The following is an 18,398-nucleotide window of genomic DNA, read 5'->3' as shown; positions in this document are numbered from 1 at the left end:
CTCAGGTGCGGTGGCGTTCGAGCAGCGGCGCCGTGCTGAGATTGCTGAGGCGAACGGCGTCGGACACCACCGCCGCCAAGCTGCCGGTGCGCGCAAACACGGCACGTTGCCGGCGGGACCCGGTCCCGCGGCCCAGCACCTGCCGGCCCAGGGATTCCACCAGGGCCACTTCGCCCTGTTCCTCCAGTACCGGCCGGACGTATTCCAGCAGTGTTTTCGCCACGGTGGGGTTGTCCGCAATGGCGGCGCCGAGCGGGTCCACCAGTTCCCCGTCCAGACCAAACCGCCCTGCCCGCCATGCGGCCAGCCGCAGCAGGCTTTCCGGGACCTCACGCGGCTGCGCTCCGCTCCGCCATTCCCGGGCAGCTGTTTCCACCAGCGCACGCACCAGGGCGGCCAGCAGGACGGCGTCATCCGGGTACAGGCAGACATCAGCTATCCGGACCTCAACGGTGGGGTGGCTGCGGCTGAGCCGGGCATCAAAGTAAATCTGCCCATGGTCCATGGGAACCTGGGTGGCCAGCAGGTCACCGACCAAACGGTGATAATTCCCTGCTGAGCCGAAGACCGGGTACGGTCCGGCCATCGGCCACCGGCTCCAGACCTGGGAACGGTAGCTGGCGAAGCCGGTATCCATACCGTTCCAGAACGGGGAATTGGCACTCAGTGCCGCGAGCAGCGGAAGCCAGGAGCGGATCCGGTCCAGAACCGCCACGCCCTCCTCATCGGATTCCACCCCCACGTGCACGTGGCACCCGCAGGTGAGCTGTTCCCGGGCAATCTGTGCGAACCGCTGCTCCATACCGGCGAAACGGCTGCCTTCCGTAAGGGTGGGCAGGCAGGGCAAGGGAGACGTAGCAAGTGCCGCAGCCCGTGCTCCGGCCGCTGACGCGGCCGAGTCGGCGAGCGCCCGGCAGGCAATCAGGTCCGCAGCGAGGGTATCCAGGGCCAGATGTACACGGGTGCCGGATTCGATCTGTTCCTGCTTGAACTCCGCCATCAGCTGTCCGTCCGCCGGGACCGACGCGCAGATCACCGGCCCCACCGGCAACGGCACGCCGGTGTCGCCGTCGACCAGAAGGTATTCCTCTTCAATCCCGACGGTGCGCATAGCTCCGCCCTTCAGTGGTGGATGCGGCGGGCCGTTGCTTGACCCGGAGCCCAACTGTAAGTCGGCTGACGATATCGGGCAAATACTCTGGCGTGGCAGCTGCTACCGGCTAGGGTGCTGGAATGAGTGTCCACACTGAGGCAGGCAACCGGTGACGGCGGCGGAACGGCGGAGTACGGTGCGCAGCAGGGGCGCCGATCTGGCGGTGTTCGAGTACGGGTCCCCGCCCACTGCGGAGAACCCAGCGCTCCTACTGGTGCACGGGTACCCGGATGATCATCATGTGTTCGACGCCGTAGTTGAGGCACTCGCTGCGGACCGGCATGTGATTACGTACGACACCCGGAATGCCGGGGCCTCACGCGTGGATACCGAGGAGACGGCGTCCTACCGGCTGGATCTGCTGGTGGAGGATCTGTACGCGGTACTGGACGCCACCGGAGCCGGCAGCGTTCATCTGGCCGCCCATGACTGGGGTTCAATCCAGGGCTGGGCCGCCCTGCAGGATCCACGCGCCGAGGAACGCATCCTCAGCTACACCAGCGTTTCCGGCCCGGACCTGGGACATGTTCGGAACTGGCTGGCGTCCCGGGTGCGGACTCCCCTGCGCTGGCCGCAGGCGCTGGAACAGGTGCTCCGCAGTTCCTATGTGGCGGCCTTTCAACTGCCGGCCGTCCCGGAGGCGGCGTGGAAGTACGTGCTGACCCCGCGCTATGAAAAACGGTCAGGGCGGAGCATCGGGGATAACGCCATCCGCGGACTGCAGCTTTACCGGGCCAATATGTTATCCGGGTCCACCCCGCCCATGGGCACGTATGCCGGTCCCGTGCAGGTGATCGTACCGCTGGAGGATCCTTTTATCTCTCCCCTGCTGGCCTCCGGTCTGAAGGACCGTTTCCCCAACGTTGAAGTAGTGGCAGTGGATGCCGGCCACTGGTTCCCGGAAGACAACAGTGCCGAGTTTGCACGCCTGCTGGATCGGTGGATCCGGTCGCATCCGGATAGAAGGACCAGTACCAGCTGACGTCTGGCAGCGGCGGGCCTTCCGGCCGCCGCTGCCATGTTGCGTCTATGGAGGTGCTTAGGAACGGCTAGGAGCGGTGACGCCCTTCCGTCCCGTGGCCGCCCTCGCCTTCCATTTCGATCTCTTCCTTGCTGACGTCCTCGCTGACGGTGGCCTCTTCGGTCACGGTTTCGGTGTCCAGCCGGACCCGTTCCACCGGAACGGTGTCCTTCTGTACCACCGGTTCCTCAGCGTGGAGGGTAACCTCGTGTTCCTCTTCGCTGATGGCAGGCCCATCCATTGCCGCGTCACGGTTGGCGTCGGTAATCGGCTCGCGGCGAAGCCTGGGCTCCTCGTGGCTCACCGGGACCGTCTTGGTGACGTTCTCGGTGGTGACATATTTCCGCAGGCGCGCCCGTCCGGATTCCCGGCTCTGCTTGCCCACCCGCAACTGTTCCTCTGACCGGGTCATCGCATCATCGGTGGTGGGACCGGAGGTGTCATGGCCCACCTTGGGTGCGTGCTGACCGCTGGACCGCCCGGACGCATCCACACCGGAGTGCGTTCCTGCGGAACCCGAGGTGCCGGACGAATCCGCCTGCATTCCCCCGGAACCCGAGGTGCCGGACGAATCCGTGTCCGTTACCGCAGAGCCGGAGGTGCCGGACGAATCCGTGCGGTGGCCGGTGGAGGAGGTGCCAACGGAGTAGTAGCTGTAGAGCTCGTCCTGTTCCTGTTCGCTGATGTGCCCGTCCTCGTCCACCCGCGGTGCGTCCTTGACCATGCTCTTGGAGTACGGCACCCGGACTACTGAACCTTCCAGGGTGGCGTCCGCCAGGGGAACAAAGGTCTCTGTTGACCCGAAGAGGCCGGTCTTGGTGGTAACCCAGGCCGGCTGCCCTGTTTCATCGTCCAGGTAGACCTCTCCGGCGGACCCGATTTTCTCGCCGTTGGGGCCTTCGACCGTCCCATGGTTCAGGATGGCGTCGATTTGTTCGGTGGTGATCACGATTGTCTCCTATGTCCGCGCCGCAGCGCCTGGTGCTGTGTTGGATCGTGCATCCCCCAAACTGTTAGCGCTCAGTCCCCCAGGCCGGCCTTGTCCACACGCCGGTGGAAGCGCATCCCGCCCAGGCCGCCCAATACGGCACCCAGTAGGGCCACGGCAGCGGCAATCACTGAGGCGATGACAGCCGAAGCGGTTGCATTGCCGCCAAGGGCAGGAATCTGCGGAAAACCGTTGAGTTGGACCAGGATATTGAACTGGTCTCCGGCAATTGCCGCTGCGATGGCGGCAACAACGGCAATGAGGAGAGCCCACACCCACACTGCTATGCCCTGTTTCATCCCGTTGAACCGGGCCATCCGCCCGGCAACGTAACCGCCGCAGTAATAGGCCACAAACAGGATGACCAGCAGCACGATGGTCCCGGTCACGCTGAGCGCGGCAGCGTCCGCTGACCCGGCATCGGTATTGGCCACCAGCGCCGCGCCGAGCGCCGTGGCCAGGGCACTGAGCAAAACCGTGGTGCCAATGGCGGTAAGCCAGCCGAAAAAGGCCGAGCCTATCTTCACCCCGCCGAAGCTGGCCTTCTCGCGCTCCACCACCCGCTGCCTGCTGCTGTCCCCCACATCGGTGGTGTCCGGCCGCAGATCTTCCGAACGCCGGCCGTCCGGTGTCGGGTCAGCACCGGCCCGTCGCCCTGCTCCAATCCCCTGCCCCCGCGCGCGGTCACCCGCAGCGCTCGCCCCTGTACTCATGAGGTGTGTCCTTTGCCGTTGGAACTGCCGGAAGCAATGCCTGTGTACGCCACACGGTAGGCGCAGTCGCCGGGAAAACAAAGGGTGCTTAGTTTAATATTCGTCTTGACTCTTTCCCGGCGCCTTCACATCGGGAATTCCTCGGCCCCCGGCCCGGTTATACCCCTCAACACACGTCAAGATTCATCAAGGAGAAGTCATGACAACGCAGGTTGAAGCAACGTCCCCCGCCCTCACGGATTGGATCCCCGCCAAGCAGTTCATCGGCGGCGAGTGGCGCGACGGCCGGTCGGAAAAGGTCCTGACAGATACCAATCCTTTCGACGGGTCCCAGTTGCTGACCATGCAGCAGGCCTCCCGGGAGGATCTGGATGACGCGTACGCTGCAGCTGCGGAAGCCCAGAAGGAATGGGCGGCGAAAACTCCCAACGAGCGCCGCACCGTGATTGCCCGGGCAGCTGAGATCCTGGATGAGCGCCGCGATGAGATCATCGCGTGGCTGAACGCCGAGTCCGGCAGCACCATGCTCAAGGCAAACATTGAGGTGGCTTCCGCCGCCTCCATCACCCGCGAAGCGGCAACGTTCCCGCACCGGGTCTCCGGCAAGATCATGGAATCGGATACTCCGAACAAGGAACTGCGTGTCTACCGCGCCCCGCTGGGCGTTGTGGGTGTCATCAGCCCGTGGAACTTCCCCCTGCACCTGTCCCAGCGCTCCGTGGCTCCGGCCCTGGCCCTGGGCAACGCAGTGGTCCTGAAGCCGGCCAGCGACACCCCGGTCACCGGCGCCCTGATCATTGCCAAGGTCTTCGAAGAGGCCGGCCTGCCCGCGGGCGTATTGAACGCCGTCGTCGGCGCCGGTTCGGAAATCGGTGACGCGTTCGTGGAGCACCCGGTACCCCGCATGATCTCCTTCACCGGCTCCACCCCGGTGGGCAAGAACATCGGGGCCCTGGCTGCCACCGGCGCCACGCTGAAGTACACCGCGCTGGAGCTCGGCGGCAACAGCCCGTTTGTGGTGCTGGCGGACGCCGATGTGGACCAGGCGGTCCGCGCCGCAGCGATGGGCAAGTTCCTGCACCAGGGCCAGATCTGCATGGCCGTGAACCGGATCATTGTGGAAGACGCCGTCTATGACGAGTTCGTGGAGAAGTTCACCGCACACGTGAAGACCCTGAACTCCGGTGATCCCACGGACCCGAAGAATATTGTGGGCCCGATCATCAACGCCAACCAGCTCGAGGGCCTGCAGACCAAGATCGAGACGGCCAAGTCCGAGGGCGCCCGTCTGGTGCTTGAAGGCGAAGTTAACGGACAGGTCCTCACCCCGACCGTCTTCGCCGACGTCACCAAGGACATGGAACTGGCCCGCGAGGAAATCTTCGGCCCGATCGCAGGCATCATGCGCGCCAAGGACGCCGAGGATGCACTGGCCCTGGCCAATGACACCGATCTTGGCCTCTCCAGCGCCGTGTTCACCTCCAACCTGGAACAGGGTGTGTCCTTTGCCCGCCGCATCAAGGCAGGCATGACCCACGTCAATGACTTCCCGGTCCAGGACGAGGCGCACATTGCCTTCGGCGGCGAGAAGAACTCCGGCCTCGGCCGGTTCAACGGCGAGTGGGCCATTGATGAGTTCACCACCGACCACACCATCAGCATCCAGCACGCTCCGCGCGACTACCCGTTCTAAGCGGCACAAGGGTATAACGCACGACGGCGGCCCCGCACCTTTGGTGGTGCGGGGCCGCCGTCGTTTACGGGGTGGAACAGAAGCTAGTCCCCGAAGCGGGCCACGAGCCTGCCCAGGACCTGGTTGTTCTTCAGCCGTTCCAGGCCCTCACCCACCTGGTCGAAGCCGATTTCCTCGTACGCAGGGGTGATTTCCCCGCGCAGCATCAGATCGAAGACTTCCTCAATGTCGGCCACGGTGCCGCCGAGCGACCCTTCGATGGACTTACCCAGGATGGTGTTGGTCGCCACGGTGAAGGTGGGCTTGCCCAAGCCCACCTGGACCACCTTGCCGCCGCGCCGGACGGCGTTCACGGCCTTCTGCGTGGTGTCGAAGCCTGCGTAGTCAACGATGAGGTCAAAGTCGCCGCCACGCCGGGGATCCGTCACCCATTCCGCGGCATCCCTGACACAGGAAACGGCTCCCACTTCCCGGGCCGCCTCCCATGCTTCCTCTTTCATCTCTGCCACGTGCACTTCGGCGCCGGCGAGTACCGCTGCGCGGGCCCCGATCTGTCCCAGCCCGCCGAAGCCGATAACGCCCACCTTCATGCCCTTGCCGGCACCACCGACCTTGATCATCGCGTGGTAGGAGGTCATGCCGGCGTCGGTGGCCAGGGCGGCGAGGGAGAGATCCAAGCCGTCCGGGACCCGGGCGAGGTCACGGTAGTCGGCCGCCAGCTTGTCGGCGAAGCCGCCGGGGGTGAACATGCCCAGGGGCGGCTGAACGCCGGAGGAGCACACCCCCACCACATCGCCCACCTTGAAACCGGTAACCTCGGAGCCGAGCGCGGTAATAACACCGGCATTTTCATGGCCCTGCGTCATCGGCAGGAACGGCATGGCGGAGTCCCCCACCTCCATGTACATCACATCCGAGTGGCAGAGGCCGGCGGCCTTCACATCGATGAGGACCTGGGTGGGGCTTAGGACGGGTTCCGGGACCTCGTTCAGCTGGATCGGCTGACGGTTCCCCATGTACTGCCAAGCTTTCATCGGACGGTTTCCTTTCGGGACGGGAAGACCAAGCAACCGGACCTGCCGGCGCCTGCCGGAGCACGTACCTCGACCATGCCCTTGCCCTAATTTTAAGTTTTTGGCAGCTGCCGGCCCCAGCGGTTCGCGCGACGCTGAGTCCCGGGCGTGGCAGAGATAGCAGTGCCGACGCCGCTGGTAGTCTGCGACGCACAGGCCCCGGTGCGGGAACGGTCAGGTGCCGGCCGGCACAGCCGGCATGCCGGCGTCTTCCCGGGTGCCGAATCCGATACCCCTGAGCACAGCGGCGGCAATGTCGTCCGCGTCGCGGAGCGTCCGCGAACCTTCCGCGGCCGAGGACCCGGCTTCCGCGGCGATGGCGGTGCCCCACTGGACCGAGGAGAGCTGCAGCCCCAGGACGTACAGGTTGGGGACGGGTTCACCGCTCACGCTCACGCTCCGATACGGCGGCAGCGTGACATCCAGTCCGGGCGTCACCACCGGCGTACCGTCGGCGGACATCATCACCTTGGGCCGGGCCAGTCCGTCGCGGATCAGGCCGGCCAGCAGCGGGGACACGCTGCGGTCCACCCGGTTGGGCGGCATCATCGCCTCCATCAGGGTCCGTGCCGCGTACTCCGTGCCGACCCATGGCGAGGAGGCGGTAAACACGCCGCGCGCCTCGTCCACGTCGAACCGCGGGTCTGGGCCGACAAAGTGCACCAGGCCGGCACGGACCAGCGCGGCCAGCTGCTCAATCCGTTCCGGGGGCGGACCGCTGGCCAGGCCCTCCACCAATGGTTCAAACCATCCGCGCAGTTCCGCCAGCCAGGATGCCTCGGCCAGCCCACCGTCCGCCACCACGGATTTAAGCAGGCTGCGGCCGGCGTTCAGTGCGCCGATGAGCATCTTCAGCGGATCGTCCTCCCCGGCGGCGGACCCGGCGGCGTCGTCTTCCAGGTAGGCGAGAACGGCGTCATCGAGTTCCTGCGGACCGGAGAACGGGCGGCGGCCCAGCGGCTGGGCAAGACCTTCAAGGTTGGTGCGCCGGCCTGACGGGACGTAACGGTCCAGCACCGCTTCCTTCGCCGCGTCCCATTCCGGTCCGGGCAGGTGCAGTGCGGCTTCGAGCTGTTCCAGGAATTCCTGCGGTGTTCCGTTCAACTCGTCCCCGGCCACCCGGGCCAGGGTGCTGTAGTAGGCCCAGACGGCGTCGCGGTGCAACAGCGGCCACAGGTCATGGTCGAAGCCGGGCTGCAGCCCGTCCGCCTTGAACGCCTGCGCAGCTTCCCGGGTGAGCCAGCGCAGCCGTACGCTGCGCGGCACATAGGAGTCCAGCCGGGCCTTGGCCCGGTACGGTGTGCCCCGGCGGGATGCGGCAATCAGCTGCGGCTCCCGCCCGGACGGTTCGTAGCGCAGGGCCCGGCCGGCCGGCTGCCCGGTCGCCACGAACCGGCCGCCGCGTCCAATGGTCACGGCGGCCATCACATCAAAGAAGTTCAGCCCCAGCCCGCGGATCAGGACCGGCTCTCCCACGGGAAGGCGGGAGAAGTCGACGTCGGCCGGTACCGCCGGCGGCAGGTAGGTGAGGTGATGGCGCTCGGCGGCGTCCTGCAGGCGCGCCTGCTCGGGCGAGAGCAGTGCCGGCAGGTGGCCGATGGCCAGGACGACGGCGTCCGCGGCCAGCACCTGCTGTGCCTCCAGTTCCACCACGAGCCGGCCATCGGGCGCCCGCGTGACGCTGAGGGCTTCGGTACGCCGGTGCACCAGCTCCACGCCGTCTTCGGCAGCGGTTTTCTTCAGCTGCTCGAACATCCATTCCAGATACCGGCCGTACAGCGGACGGCTGGGGAAGTCCGCCGCGCCCAGCGCGGCGAGTTCCGCTTGGTCCCCGGCCGGGAGCCCTTCGGCGGCATGGCCGCGGGCAGACATCAGCTCGCGCCACTGATTAAAGGAGAGCCCCTCCGGTGAGGGCAGCAGGTCCCGGACTGTGTCACCGGCGGGAACCACCGTGGGAAACAGCGCCGGAGTGTTCATCAGGAAAAGCCTGGACTGGCCGGTGCGCCAGACGTGGCCGGGACCGGGGTTGAAGGGATCCACCAGCTCAACGGTCAGCGGCCGCCGGTCCTCCGACGCGCGGCGGTGGCTAAGCAGCCGGTCCAGCACCGACAGCCCGCGCGGGCCGGCACCGATGACAGCTACCCGGAGACTTTGCGTGGAACCCATGCCTCTAGGGTATCGGCAGTCCGTGCCCCGGATTCCCGCGCCTACCCGCAGGAGAGGTGTCCCGGCCTCGGGCGGTGTTCGGAACTAGAATGGGGCCATGACTTCGGCGAACCCTGACCAGGCCCCTGCAGAAACCGACGAGTTCCTCTGGCTGGAGGACATTTATGGCGACAGGCAGCTGGACTGGGTCCGCCGCGAGAACGCCGTGACGGAGGAGCTGCTGTCCCGGACGGGCTTTGAGCGCACCGAGGAACGGCTGCTGGAGGTGCTGGATTCCACCGACCGCATCCCCATGGCCGGAAAACGCGGGGACCACTATTACAACTTCTGGCGCGACGCTGAACATCCCAAGGGCCTGTGGCGCCGCACCACCTGGGAAAGCTATGTGGCACCGGATACCGAGTGGGAGGTGCTGCTGGACCTCGATGAACTCAGCGCCGCCGAGGGCACCGAGTGGGTCTGGGGCGGATCTCTGTTCCTGCGTCCCGCGGACGGCGTTTCCTACCGGCGTGCCCTGCTGGTCCTTTCCCCCGACGGCGGGGACGCCGCCCGCTACCGCGAGTTCGACGTCGTGGACCGCGCCTTTGTTCCCGGCGGTTTTGACATCCCCACGGCGAAAAGCCGGATCAGCTGGGCCGGTGAGGACAGCCTGTACGTAGGCACCGATTTCGGTCCAGGCTCCATGACCACCTCCTCCTACCCCCGCACCAGCAGGATCCTGCGCCGCGGCCAGGAGCTGGCGGACGCCGAGCTGTACTTCGAGGTCCCGGAAGACCACATGATGGCCGTGGTGCAGCGGGACCAGACGCCCGGGTTCGAACGCGACATCGCCGTGGACATCATCGACTTCTACAACACCCGCACCTTCCTGCGGGAGGGCGGCGAATGGGTCCAGCTGGACGTACCGCTGGATGTGAACGTGGATGTGCACCGGCAGTGGCTGCTGCTGCGTCCACGCACCGACTGGGAGCTCGACGGCGAGACCCACCCGGCCGGGTCACTGCTGGCGGCGTCATTGGCGGACTTCACCGGCGGAAACCGGAAGGTGCACCGCATCTTCACCCCGGAACCGTCCACCTCCCTGCAATCCTGGAGCTGGACCCGCGACCGCCTGCTGCTGAACCTGCTGCGCGACGTAAGCTCCCAAATCACCGTCCTGGCACCGGAGGAGGGCTGGCGGGCGGAACTGCTGGACGCCTGCCCGCCGCTGCACTCGGTGGATGCCTACGCGGTGGACGACGAGGATGAGGAAGCCGGCAACGATTACTGGCTGATCAGCACCGGGTTCCTGACCCCGTCCACTGTTTCCCGGGGAACGCTGGCTGTGGGCGGGTCCGAAGGAAGCACCGCTACGCCAGTAAAGACCTCACCGGCGTTCTTCGACACCTCCGGGCTTACCGTCGAACAGCATTTCGCTGTTTCCGCCGACGGCACCCGGGTCCCGTATTTCCAAGTGGGCCCCAAGGACCTGGTGCTCGACGGCGGGAACCCGACCCTGCTGAACGGATACGGCGGATTCGAGGCCTCCCTGACTCCTGCCTACAGCGGCATGGTGGGCCGCGGCTGGCTGGAACGCCGCATCACCGATGCCGGCGGTGTGGAACGCCGCGGGGTGTATGTGCTGGCCAACATCCGCGGCGGCGGGGAATACGGTCCGGCATGGCACCGGGCCGCACTGCAGGAGAACCGGCACCGAGCCTATGAGGATTTCGCTGCCGTGGCAGAGGATCTGGCCGCGCGCGGCGTCGCCTCCCGGGAGCATCTTGGCTGCACCGGCCGCAGCAACGGCGGACTGCTGGTAGGCAACATGCTCACCACGTATCCGCACCTGTTCGGTGCCGTGTCCTGCGGGGTGCCGCTGCTGGACATGCGCCGCTACACCAAGCTTTCGGCGGGCTATTCCTGGATTGCCGAATACGGGGATCCGGATGATCCGGCGCAGTGGGAGTTTGTGCAGACCTTCTCGCCCTACCACCTGATCAGGGAAGGCGCGTCCTACCCGCCCGCGCTGATCTGGACCGCTACCAGCGATGACCGGGTGGGACCGGTGCAGGCCCGCAAGATGGCCGCCCGCATGAAGTCCATGGGCGCCGGCAAGGTCTGGTTCCATGAGGCCCTGGAGGGCGGCCATGCCGGTGCGGCGGACAACCGGCAGAGCGCCCGCATGTACGCCATGTCCTACGAATTTCTCTGGGAAGCGCTGACCGGCGGGCTTGCCTGAGGCGTTTTGCCGAAACCGGCCGCTTGCCGGTAGTCTTGTCAGGCTGGCAGCGGAAGCTGCAAGCCATGCTGAATCAGTATGTTGGAGACGTGCCAGAGCGGCCGAATGGGCTTCACTGCTAATGAAGTGTGGGCCTAAAGCCCACCGGGAGTTCAAATCTCCCCGTCTCCGCCACTAGTCCCCCGGTTTTCCGGGGGACTTTTTGCGTTCACCCCCGGGACGGCGGCTTATCCCCTCCTTTTCGGCGCGCATCCCTGCTCCGGCAACTGCGCTCCGGCTCCGGTAGATTCAGCTCCGTGCCGACTAACAACTTCCCGCGCAGGGGACCACGCAGGGGACCGCGCGTGACCCTGCGGGACCTCATGCCCACCGATTTCGACGCCGTACATTCCTTCGCCTCGGACCCGGCGGTGGTTCAGTGGTCCACGTGGGGGCCCAACACGCCCGAGGAAACCCGCTCTTTTCTTGACGGCGCCGTCGCGGAAGCTGCCGCGCCGGAGCGGCCCGGCTTCACGCTCGCCGTCACGGTGAACTGTGAGGTAGTGGGCACGGCAGCGGTGTGGACCACCAGCCCCGCGGACCGGAACGGGGAACTGGGCTATACCCTGGCGAAGGATGCCTGGGGGCAGGGCATCGGCACCGAAACCGCCGGGCTGCTGCTGGACCATGCCTTCGACACCGTGGGACTGGAACGGGTGGAAGCCACCTGCCACCCGGACAACACCGGCTCGGTGCGGGTGCTGGAGAAAAACGGCTTCCGCTTTGAGGGCAGGCTGCGCGGCCATAAGAGCGTCAACGGGCAGCGGCGGGATTCCCTGCTGTTCGCCGCATTGCGCATCGATCGTATGCCACTGCGTTCGGAGCCGGAGCCGGATAGGCTGGCAGCCGGTCCGTCAGCATCCCAACAGTGAAGGAAGCCCCCCATGGAAATGCGACTACTGGGCCGCAGCGGCACTGCGGTGAGCAACTATGCCCTCGGCACCATGACCTTCGGCAACGAGTCAGACGAGCGCGTCTCGCACGCCCTGCTCAATGACTACGTGGCCGCCGGCGGCAACTTCATCGACACCGCGGATGTCTACACCGCCGGTGCATCGGAGGAAATCATCGGCCGCTGGCTGCACGCCAATCCCGACGCCGCCGCCGACGTCGTGCTGGCCACCAAAGGCCGTTTCCCCATGGGCTCGGGCGCCAATGACCTGGGCACCTCCCGCCGGCACCTGCGCCGCGCCCTGGATGACTCCCTCACCCGGCTGGGCGTGGACCACGTGGACCTGTACCAGCTGCACTCCTGGGATCCGTACACTCCGCTGGAGGAAAGCCTGGGCTTCCTCAATGACGCCATCACCGCAGGCAAGATCAGCTACTACGGTCTCTCCAACTTCACCGGCTGGCAGCTGACCAAGGCCGTGTATGTGGCCCGCGAACACGGCTGGGCGCTGCCGGTGACCCTGCAGCCGCAGTACAACCTGCTGGAACGTGAAATCGAATCGGAAATTGTTCCGGCGGCACTCGATGCCGGCCTGGGCCTGCTGCCCTGGTCCCCGCTGGCCGGCGGCTGGCTCACCGGCAAGTATGACCGGGAGACGGTGCCTGCGGGAAACACCCGCGTGGGAGATAACCCCACCCGCCAGTTCCAGGGCTGGGATCTGCGCAGCCACAACGAACGGACCTGGCGGATCCTGGACGAGCTGCGCACCGTTGCACACGCCCACGGGGCAACGGTGGCACAGGTGGCCCTGGCCTGGCTGGCAGGACGCCCGGGAGTGACTTCGGTGATTCTCGGTGCACGGACCACCGACCAGCTGGCAGACAATCTGGGCGCAGCGTTCCTCACGCTCACTCAGGAGGAGACCGAGAGGCTCACCGAGCTGAGCATGCCGCAGGTAGGGAACTATCCCTATGGCCCCGACGGGCTGAACCAGCGCGAGCGCCTGCTCGGCGGCGGACGCACCGGACGCTAAGCTCCCGACGCAGGGAGAGCCCCGAAGAACAGCAACGCCGGACCGGGCTGCCGGTCCGGCGTTGCTATTTCAGGTTCGTAGAGCCGTCAGGGCTTCAGGAAATCCTCGGGCCGCAGCTGCTGCGCCCATTTGCTGATTTCCTCTTCCTCCACCGGATCGGCCTTGCCTGCCTTCGCGGCGGCGTCCGGTGTCGCAGCACCCTTTGCGGGGGCGGCATCGCTCCCGGATTCGGGTGCGGGGTCCGGGATGGGGCGCACGTACGGCTGCGGGTGTGCGGCCATGTTCTGGATGGCGGCACCCGAGGCGCGGATACCGGCGCCGGTGAACATGGCGTAAAGCTTCAGTGCCTTGACCGGCTGGCCCTGGCCCAGTGCTGCATAGATCTGCCGGTGCTGGTCCGCGCTAAGCAGGGCGGCCGCGTCCTTGGCGGCCTGCGGCGAGGTGCCGGTCTCCCCGGGTGCGGGACGCGGGCGCGACGGGCGGGCAGGCCTGGCCGGCTGCCCGTCGGTGGGGCGCGGTTCGGCCGGGGCCGGACGGTCCTTGGCCGCGGCGGCGCGGCGCTTCTCGAACCTGCCCACGAGCGCGCTCACAACAGCGATGGATAGGACGAAGAGGATGATAACCGCAAGCTCCATACCTTGATCCTAGCTTCGCTTTCTCCGGGCCCTAAAACGGCCGGTATATTGACGTTCGACACATGCACGGCCAATCAACGGAGATGCCATGACTTCCAGCGCCACCACTTTGCCGGGACTGCGGTCCCTCCGTGTCGAAATTCATGCCGGCGTAGCCGAGGTCCAGCTGATTGGCCCGTCCAAGGGCAACGCCATGGGCCCGGATTTCTGGACGGAGCTCCCCGAGGTCTTTGATGCCCTGAGCACCAATGACGACGTCCGGTCCGTGCTGCTGTACGGGTCCGGCGGGAACTTCAGCTACGGCCTGGACCTGCCGGCCATGGCTCCCGTCTTCGCTCCGCTGCTGGGTGCCGGCGGGATGGATGCCAGGTTGCGGGAGGTTTTCCGCCGGCAGATCCGCGCATTGCAGGACGCCGTCAGTTCGCTGGCCCGCTGCGCCAAACCCGTGATTGCCGCCGTGGACGGCTGGTGCATCGGCGGGGCCATTGATGTGATCGCCGCGGCGGACATCCGCATCTCCTCCCCTGCCGCACGGTTCAGCGTCCGCGAAGTGAAGGTGGCCATCGTGGCCGATCTCGGCTCGCTGCAGCGCCTGCCGGCCATCATCGGTGAGGGTGCCACCCGGCAGCTGGCCCTGACAGGCGAGGACTTCGACGCCGCCCGTGCCCGTGAACTGGGCCTGGTCACCGAAGTGGCTGACGACGTCGTCGCCCGGGGCCGTGAGCTGGCTGCCCAGGTGGCAGCGAACCCGCCGCTGGTGGTGCAGGGCGTCAAGCAGGTAATGAACCGGCGGACGCAGAACTCCGTGCAGGACGGGCTGGATTATGTGCAGGTCTGGAACTCCGCGTTCCTGGCCAGCCACGACTTCGGTGAGGCCACCGCCGCGTTCACCGAGCGGCGTCAGCCGGTTTTCCGCGGGGAGTAGCCAGCGCCGCCCCGGCCGTGGCGGGAGCGTGTCTGCACAACGACGGCGAACGCGGCTGCGGCAACCAGAGCCAGGATCGGCGCCGCGAAGGGCAGGTCCGGGAAAAAAGCCAGCACCAGGGCCGCCGCCAGTGCCGTTCCACCCATGGCTGCGGTGCGGAGGTCCCGGGTCCGCACCGAGAGCAGAATCAGCGCAAGACCGGGAACCGGGCTGAAGACCAGTGCGGGAGTAAACGGAATACAGAAGACGCCCAGCCCGGCCAGTGCCGCCAGGGCTCCGCGCTGCTGTCGGATCCCCAGGCGTTCCTCCGCGCGTGCAGTGAGGAACCAGGCGGCCAGCAGCAGGGCCGCCGCCAGGATTCCGGCGCCGAAGGCCATCAGCAGGGAGCCGGCCTGGTTCTGCGGAACAAACGGCAGCCCGCCGGCTCCCGCCAGCCACACCATCCCGAGCGCTGCCGCCGTGCCTGTGGCAACGTACAGCCACAGGGCCGCCCGGCGGTCGGCGGAATGCGCCGCATCCGTGCCCGGTGTGGGCGCTGCCGTTTGGGTGCCCATGGTTCTCCCCCGTGTGTCCCCTCGTCCTGCCGGGATGCCCTAGTCCGTGGGTCGGGTCCCGGTGTCGGGAAACCTAGCACGCCGTCCGCGGTTCCGCTGCCGCGGCGTCGGCGGGCCGCGAACCCGTTTCCCCGGCCACGTCTTTACGGCGCGACACTGCGGAAATAGTGTCACCTTCGACGCAGAGCGGGTACTGCGCAGCGGATCATTGGTTCCGCAGGGACCGGGAAGAGGAAACCAGCATGGGATACATTGCCGCAGGCACCGAAAACAGCACCACAGTCCACCTCTACTACGAAGACCACGGCGACGGGCAACCGGTGGTGCTGATCCACGGTTATCCCTTGGATGGCTCCAGTTGGGAGCGGCAGACCCGTGAGCTGCTGGCGGCCGGCTACCGCGTGATCACCTACGACCGCCGCGGGTTTGGCCGGTCCGCCATGGCAGGGACCGGATACGACTACGACACGTTCGCTGCGGACCTGAACGCACTGTTGGAGACCTTGGACCTGAACAACGTGGTTCTGGTCGGTTTTTCCATGGGCACCGGCGAGCTGGCCCGGTACGTCTCCCGGTACGGTGCCGGGCGCATTTCAAAACTCGCCTTCCTCGCCTCGCTTGAACCCTTCCTGGTGGCCCGGGAGGACAACCCGGACGGTGTGCCGCAGGATGTCTTCGACGGGATCGAAGCGGCCGCCCGGGAGGACAGGTTCGCCTGGTTCACCAGCTTCTTCTCCGACTTTTACAACCTGGAGGAGAACCTGGGCACGCGGATCAGCCAGGAAGCGGTGACCGCCAGCTGGAATACCGCCGCGGGCAGCGCGCCGATGGCCGCCTACGCGGTGGTTCCCACCTGGATTGAGGACTTCCGGGCGGATGTGGAGGCGGTCCGCGACAGTGGGAAGCCGGTATTGATTCTGCACGGCACGGCGGACAACATCCTGCCCATCGATGCCACTGCCCGCCGGTTCCGCACACTGGTGCCGGAAGCCGGGTATGTGGAGATCGACGGCGCACCCCACGGCCTGCTGTGGACCCACCACACCGAGGTCAACAAGGCACTGCTGGATTTCCTCGCCGAGAGCTGAGGCTGCCGGTCAGGCCTTCAGCGCCAGGACAAAGGGCAGCACCGACTCAGCACCGGCCTCGCGCAGCACCCGGCCTGCTTCGGTCAGGGTCCAGCGGCTGTCCGCGAAATCGTCCACCAGCAGCACCGGACCCGGGTTGGCAGCGAACCAGGCAGCGCCCTCGGGCGGGACCGCGAACTGGTCCCAGACCGACGCGAGCCGGAAGGCGCTGTTGCCGCCCGGGCCGCCGGTGGGGCCGCCGTGCGGGGCCAGCAGGGCGCCCAGATACGGGATCCGGCCCAACTCGGACAGGCCGCGTGCCAGCGAATCCACCAGCTGCGGATGAGACCGGGACGGGACGGACACAATCGCCACCGGGCGCTGCTCCCAGCCCCACTGCGCCAGCACCTGGACGCAGCCGTTGATCAGCGCGGGATCCGCCGGAGCGTCCCCGGCGCCGGGAGCGAAGATTTCCCGCAGCCGGCCGCCCCAGCCCAGATCGGTAAGCCGGGCCAGCGCACGCCCGGAGGAGACCGCCTGGGCCGGCTTGATCTTGCCTTTCACCGGCACGCCCAGCCGGTCCATGCCCGAGGGGTACATACCCCGCGGGTCCACATCCACACCCACCTTGTTCAATGCCTGCCCGGCGTTGTCCGCCGCCTCCTCGGCAACATCGGAGGCAAACCAGCGTCCGGCACAGTTGTCGCACCGTCCGCACGGCGCCGCAGCGGGATCATCGAGCTGCAGGGAGAGGAACTGCATCCGGCAGCCGGAGGTGCTCTCGTAATCCAGCATTGCCTGCTGTTCCTTCACCCGGGCTGCGGCAATCCGCTCGTAGCGTTCGCGGTCGTAGTGCCACGGCTGCCCCGTGCCCCGCCAGCCGCCGGTCACCTTTTCCACGGCGCCGTCCACGGACAGCACCTTCAGCAGCAGTTCCAGCGGCGAGCGCTTGAGGTTGACCCGGGTTTCCAGGACCCCGGTGGACAGCACCGCGCCGTCGGCCAGTTCCGCGAGCACCGCGTTGGCCGGGCCTTCGGCGGGCATGGAGGAGGTGGCGAAGTACTGCCAGATGTCCCGGTCCTCGGCACCGGGCAGCAGCAGGACGTCGGCGTTGGGAGTGCCGCGGCCGGCGCGTCCCACCTGCTGGTAATACGCCACCGGGGAGGAGGGTGCACCCAGATGGATCACGAAGCCCAGGTCCGGTTTGTCGAAACCCATGCCCAGCGCACTGGTGGCCACCAGCGCCTTGACCCGGTTCTCCTTCAGTGCCGCTTCGGCTTCCTCCCGGTCCGCCGGATCGGTGCGCCCGGTGTACGCGAGTACCGGATGCCCGGCCTTCTGCAGCAGCCGGGCCGTGTCTTCAGCGCCGGATACCGTCAGGGCGTAGATGATGCCGCTGCCTGGCAGCTCCTCCAGGTGGGTCAGCAGCCAGGCCAGCCGGTCCCGAGGATTGGGCAGCCGCAGCACTCCCAGCCGCAGTGACTTCCGTGCCAGCGGACCGCGGATGGTGAAGACGTCTTCCCCGCCTGCGGCCAGCTGGTCCTCTATGTCCTTTACCACACGGCTGTTGGCGGTTGCCGTGGTGGCCAGCACCGGCACGGTGGCGGGCAGCTGTTCAATCAGGTTCCGGATCCGGCGGTAATCCGGGCGGAAATCGTGGCCCCAGTCGGAAATGCAGTGCGCTTCATCAATCACCAGCAGCCCGGAGCGGCGGATCAGTTCGGGCAGGTGCTGTTCCCGGAATCCCGGGTTGTTCAGCCGCTCCGGGGAGACCAGCAGCACATCCACCTCATCGGCTTCCAGCTTGGCGGAGATCTCCTGCCATTCCAGCTGGTTGGCGGAGTTGATGGCCTCCGCCCGGACCCCGGCACGCCCGGCGGCGGCCACCTGGTCCCGCATCAGGGCCAGCAGCGGGGAGACAATCAGTGTGGGTCCGGCACCGCGGGCACGCAGCAGGAGGCTGGCGACGAAGTACACGGCGGACTTTCCCCAGCCGGTGCGCTGGACCACCAGGGCACGCCGTCCGCCGGAGACCAGCGCCTCAATGGCCTCAAACTGGTCCTGGTGGAACTGCGCCGAATCGTTGCCCACCAAGGCCCGCAGCAGCTGCACGGCTTCAGCATGCAGGGCGGGGTTCCGGGCCGCGCCGTCAGAAGGGGCGTCAGAGGGGGCGTCTATATCCGTGCGTTCCATACCTCCACTATCCCAGCCTCCTCTGACTGTTT

15 protein-coding genes and 1 tRNA gene are annotated in these 18,398 nt (G+C 67.0%); 8 read left to right on the top strand and 8 right to left on the bottom strand.

Going from position 1 to position 18,398, the window contains the following annotated elements; all coding sequences use genetic code 11:
- Position 1: 1 nt before the first annotated feature.
- The gene (locus QWJ37_RS15760) at positions 2-1,111 is read right to left on the bottom strand and encodes a glutamate--cysteine ligase (RefSeq protein ID WP_290245895.1); all 1,110 of its coding nucleotides are present in this window, start codon (positions 1,109-1,111) and stop codon (positions 2-4) included.
- A gap of 178 nt (positions 1,112-1,289) precedes the next feature.
- Here QWJ37_RS15760 and QWJ37_RS15755 point away from each other — a divergent pair, with 178 nt between their 5' ends.
- Positions 1,290-2,135 (top strand): alpha/beta fold hydrolase, encoded by an 846-nt coding sequence (locus QWJ37_RS15755; protein WP_290245894.1) that lies wholly within the window; start codon positions 1,290-1,292, stop codon positions 2,133-2,135.
- Between the two features lie 67 nt (positions 2,136-2,202).
- Here the strand turns inward: QWJ37_RS15755 and QWJ37_RS15750 are convergent, their stop codons facing one another.
- Both QWJ37_RS15750 and QWJ37_RS15745 read right to left on the bottom strand, forming a co-directional pair.
- Complete coding sequence (locus QWJ37_RS15750) at positions 2,203-3,123, bottom strand: PRC and DUF2382 domain-containing protein (protein WP_290245893.1); 921 nt, start codon at positions 3,121-3,123, stop codon at positions 2,203-2,205.
- A 71-nt stretch (positions 3,124-3,194) separates the two neighbouring features.
- Positions 3,195-3,875 carry a hypothetical protein gene (locus tag QWJ37_RS15745; RefSeq protein ID WP_290245892.1) on the bottom strand — a complete coding sequence of 227 codons (681 nt, stop codon included), beginning with the start codon at positions 3,873-3,875 and terminating at the stop codon, positions 3,195-3,197.
- 199 nt (positions 3,876-4,074) lie between these two features.
- On the opposite strand from QWJ37_RS15745, the gene QWJ37_RS15740 reads away from it, so the two are divergent.
- On the top strand, positions 4,075-5,568 hold the full coding sequence (locus tag QWJ37_RS15740) for an aldehyde dehydrogenase family protein (RefSeq protein WP_290245891.1): 1,494 nt from the start codon (positions 4,075-4,077) through the stop codon (positions 5,566-5,568).
- A gap of 83 nt (positions 5,569-5,651) precedes the next feature.
- Here QWJ37_RS15740 and QWJ37_RS15735 read toward each other — a convergent pair whose 3' ends face one another.
- The gene (locus QWJ37_RS15735; RefSeq protein WP_227905045.1) at positions 5,652-6,602 is read right to left on the bottom strand and encodes a zinc-binding dehydrogenase; all 951 of its coding nucleotides are present in this window, start codon (positions 6,600-6,602) and stop codon (positions 5,652-5,654) included.
- Between the two features lie 213 nt (positions 6,603-6,815).
- On the bottom strand, positions 6,816-8,807 hold the full coding sequence (locus QWJ37_RS15730) for an FAD/NAD(P)-binding protein (protein ID WP_290245890.1): 1,992 nt from the start codon (positions 8,805-8,807) through the stop codon (positions 6,816-6,818).
- Between the two features lie 97 nt (positions 8,808-8,904).
- Between QWJ37_RS15730 and QWJ37_RS15725 the strand changes: the two genes are divergently transcribed.
- From QWJ37_RS15725 to QWJ37_RS15710, 4 genes are all read left to right on the top strand, one after another.
- A complete protein-coding gene (locus QWJ37_RS15725; protein ID WP_290245889.1) occupies positions 8,905-11,028 on the top strand; it encodes a prolyl oligopeptidase family serine peptidase in 2,124 nt (707 codons plus the stop codon).
- Positions 11,029-11,111: 83 nt separating this feature from the next.
- Positions 11,112-11,202: transfer RNA gene (locus tag QWJ37_RS15720), tRNA-Ser, on the top strand.
- A gap of 122 nt (positions 11,203-11,324) precedes the next feature.
- Positions 11,325-11,939, top strand: coding sequence for a GNAT family N-acetyltransferase (locus QWJ37_RS15715; RefSeq protein ID WP_290245888.1), 615 nt, complete (start codon positions 11,325-11,327; stop codon positions 11,937-11,939).
- 12 nt (positions 11,940-11,951) lie between these two features.
- The gene (locus tag QWJ37_RS15710) at positions 11,952-12,992 is read left to right on the top strand and encodes an aldo/keto reductase (protein ID WP_290245887.1); all 1,041 of its coding nucleotides are present in this window, start codon (positions 11,952-11,954) and stop codon (positions 12,990-12,992) included.
- Between the two features lie 86 nt (positions 12,993-13,078).
- Here the strand turns inward: QWJ37_RS15710 and QWJ37_RS15705 are convergent, their stop codons facing one another.
- Positions 13,079-13,627: a hypothetical protein gene (locus tag QWJ37_RS15705; protein ID WP_290245886.1), complete on the bottom strand. Its 549-nt coding sequence runs from the start codon at positions 13,625-13,627 to the stop codon at positions 13,079-13,081.
- 88 nt (positions 13,628-13,715) lie between these two features.
- On the opposite strand from QWJ37_RS15705, the gene QWJ37_RS15700 reads away from it, so the two are divergent.
- The gene (locus QWJ37_RS15700) at positions 13,716-14,552 is read left to right on the top strand and encodes a crotonase/enoyl-CoA hydratase family protein (protein ID WP_290245885.1); all 837 of its coding nucleotides are present in this window, start codon (positions 13,716-13,718) and stop codon (positions 14,550-14,552) included.
- Here the strand turns inward: QWJ37_RS15700 and QWJ37_RS15695 are convergent.
- Positions 14,528-15,106, bottom strand: coding sequence for a hypothetical protein (locus QWJ37_RS15695; RefSeq protein WP_290245884.1), 579 nt, complete (start codon positions 15,104-15,106; stop codon positions 14,528-14,530). The two genes, QWJ37_RS15700 and QWJ37_RS15695, sit on opposite strands and share 25 nt — an antisense overlap.
- 242 nt (positions 15,107-15,348) lie before the next feature.
- Here QWJ37_RS15695 and QWJ37_RS15690 point away from each other — a divergent pair, with 242 nt between their 5' ends.
- Complete coding sequence (locus QWJ37_RS15690) at positions 15,349-16,194, top strand: alpha/beta hydrolase (RefSeq protein ID WP_290245883.1); 846 nt, start codon at positions 15,349-15,351, stop codon at positions 16,192-16,194.
- Positions 16,195-16,203: 9 nt separating this feature from the next.
- Here the strand turns inward: QWJ37_RS15690 and QWJ37_RS15685 are convergent, their stop codons facing one another.
- Positions 16,204-18,366, bottom strand: a complete 2,163-nt coding sequence (locus QWJ37_RS15685; protein ID WP_290245882.1) for a RecQ family ATP-dependent DNA helicase — start codon at positions 18,364-18,366, stop codon at positions 16,204-16,206.
- Positions 18,367-18,398 lie beyond the last annotated feature (32 nt).

It is taken from the genome of Arthrobacter sp. YD2 (assembly GCF_030410475.1).
Lineage (GTDB): Bacteria > Actinomycetota > Actinomycetes > Actinomycetales > Micrococcaceae > Arthrobacter_B > Arthrobacter_B zhangbolii.
The sequence above is the reverse complement of the archived record's forward strand: the minus strand, read 5'-3'. Positions and strand labels throughout refer to the sequence as shown.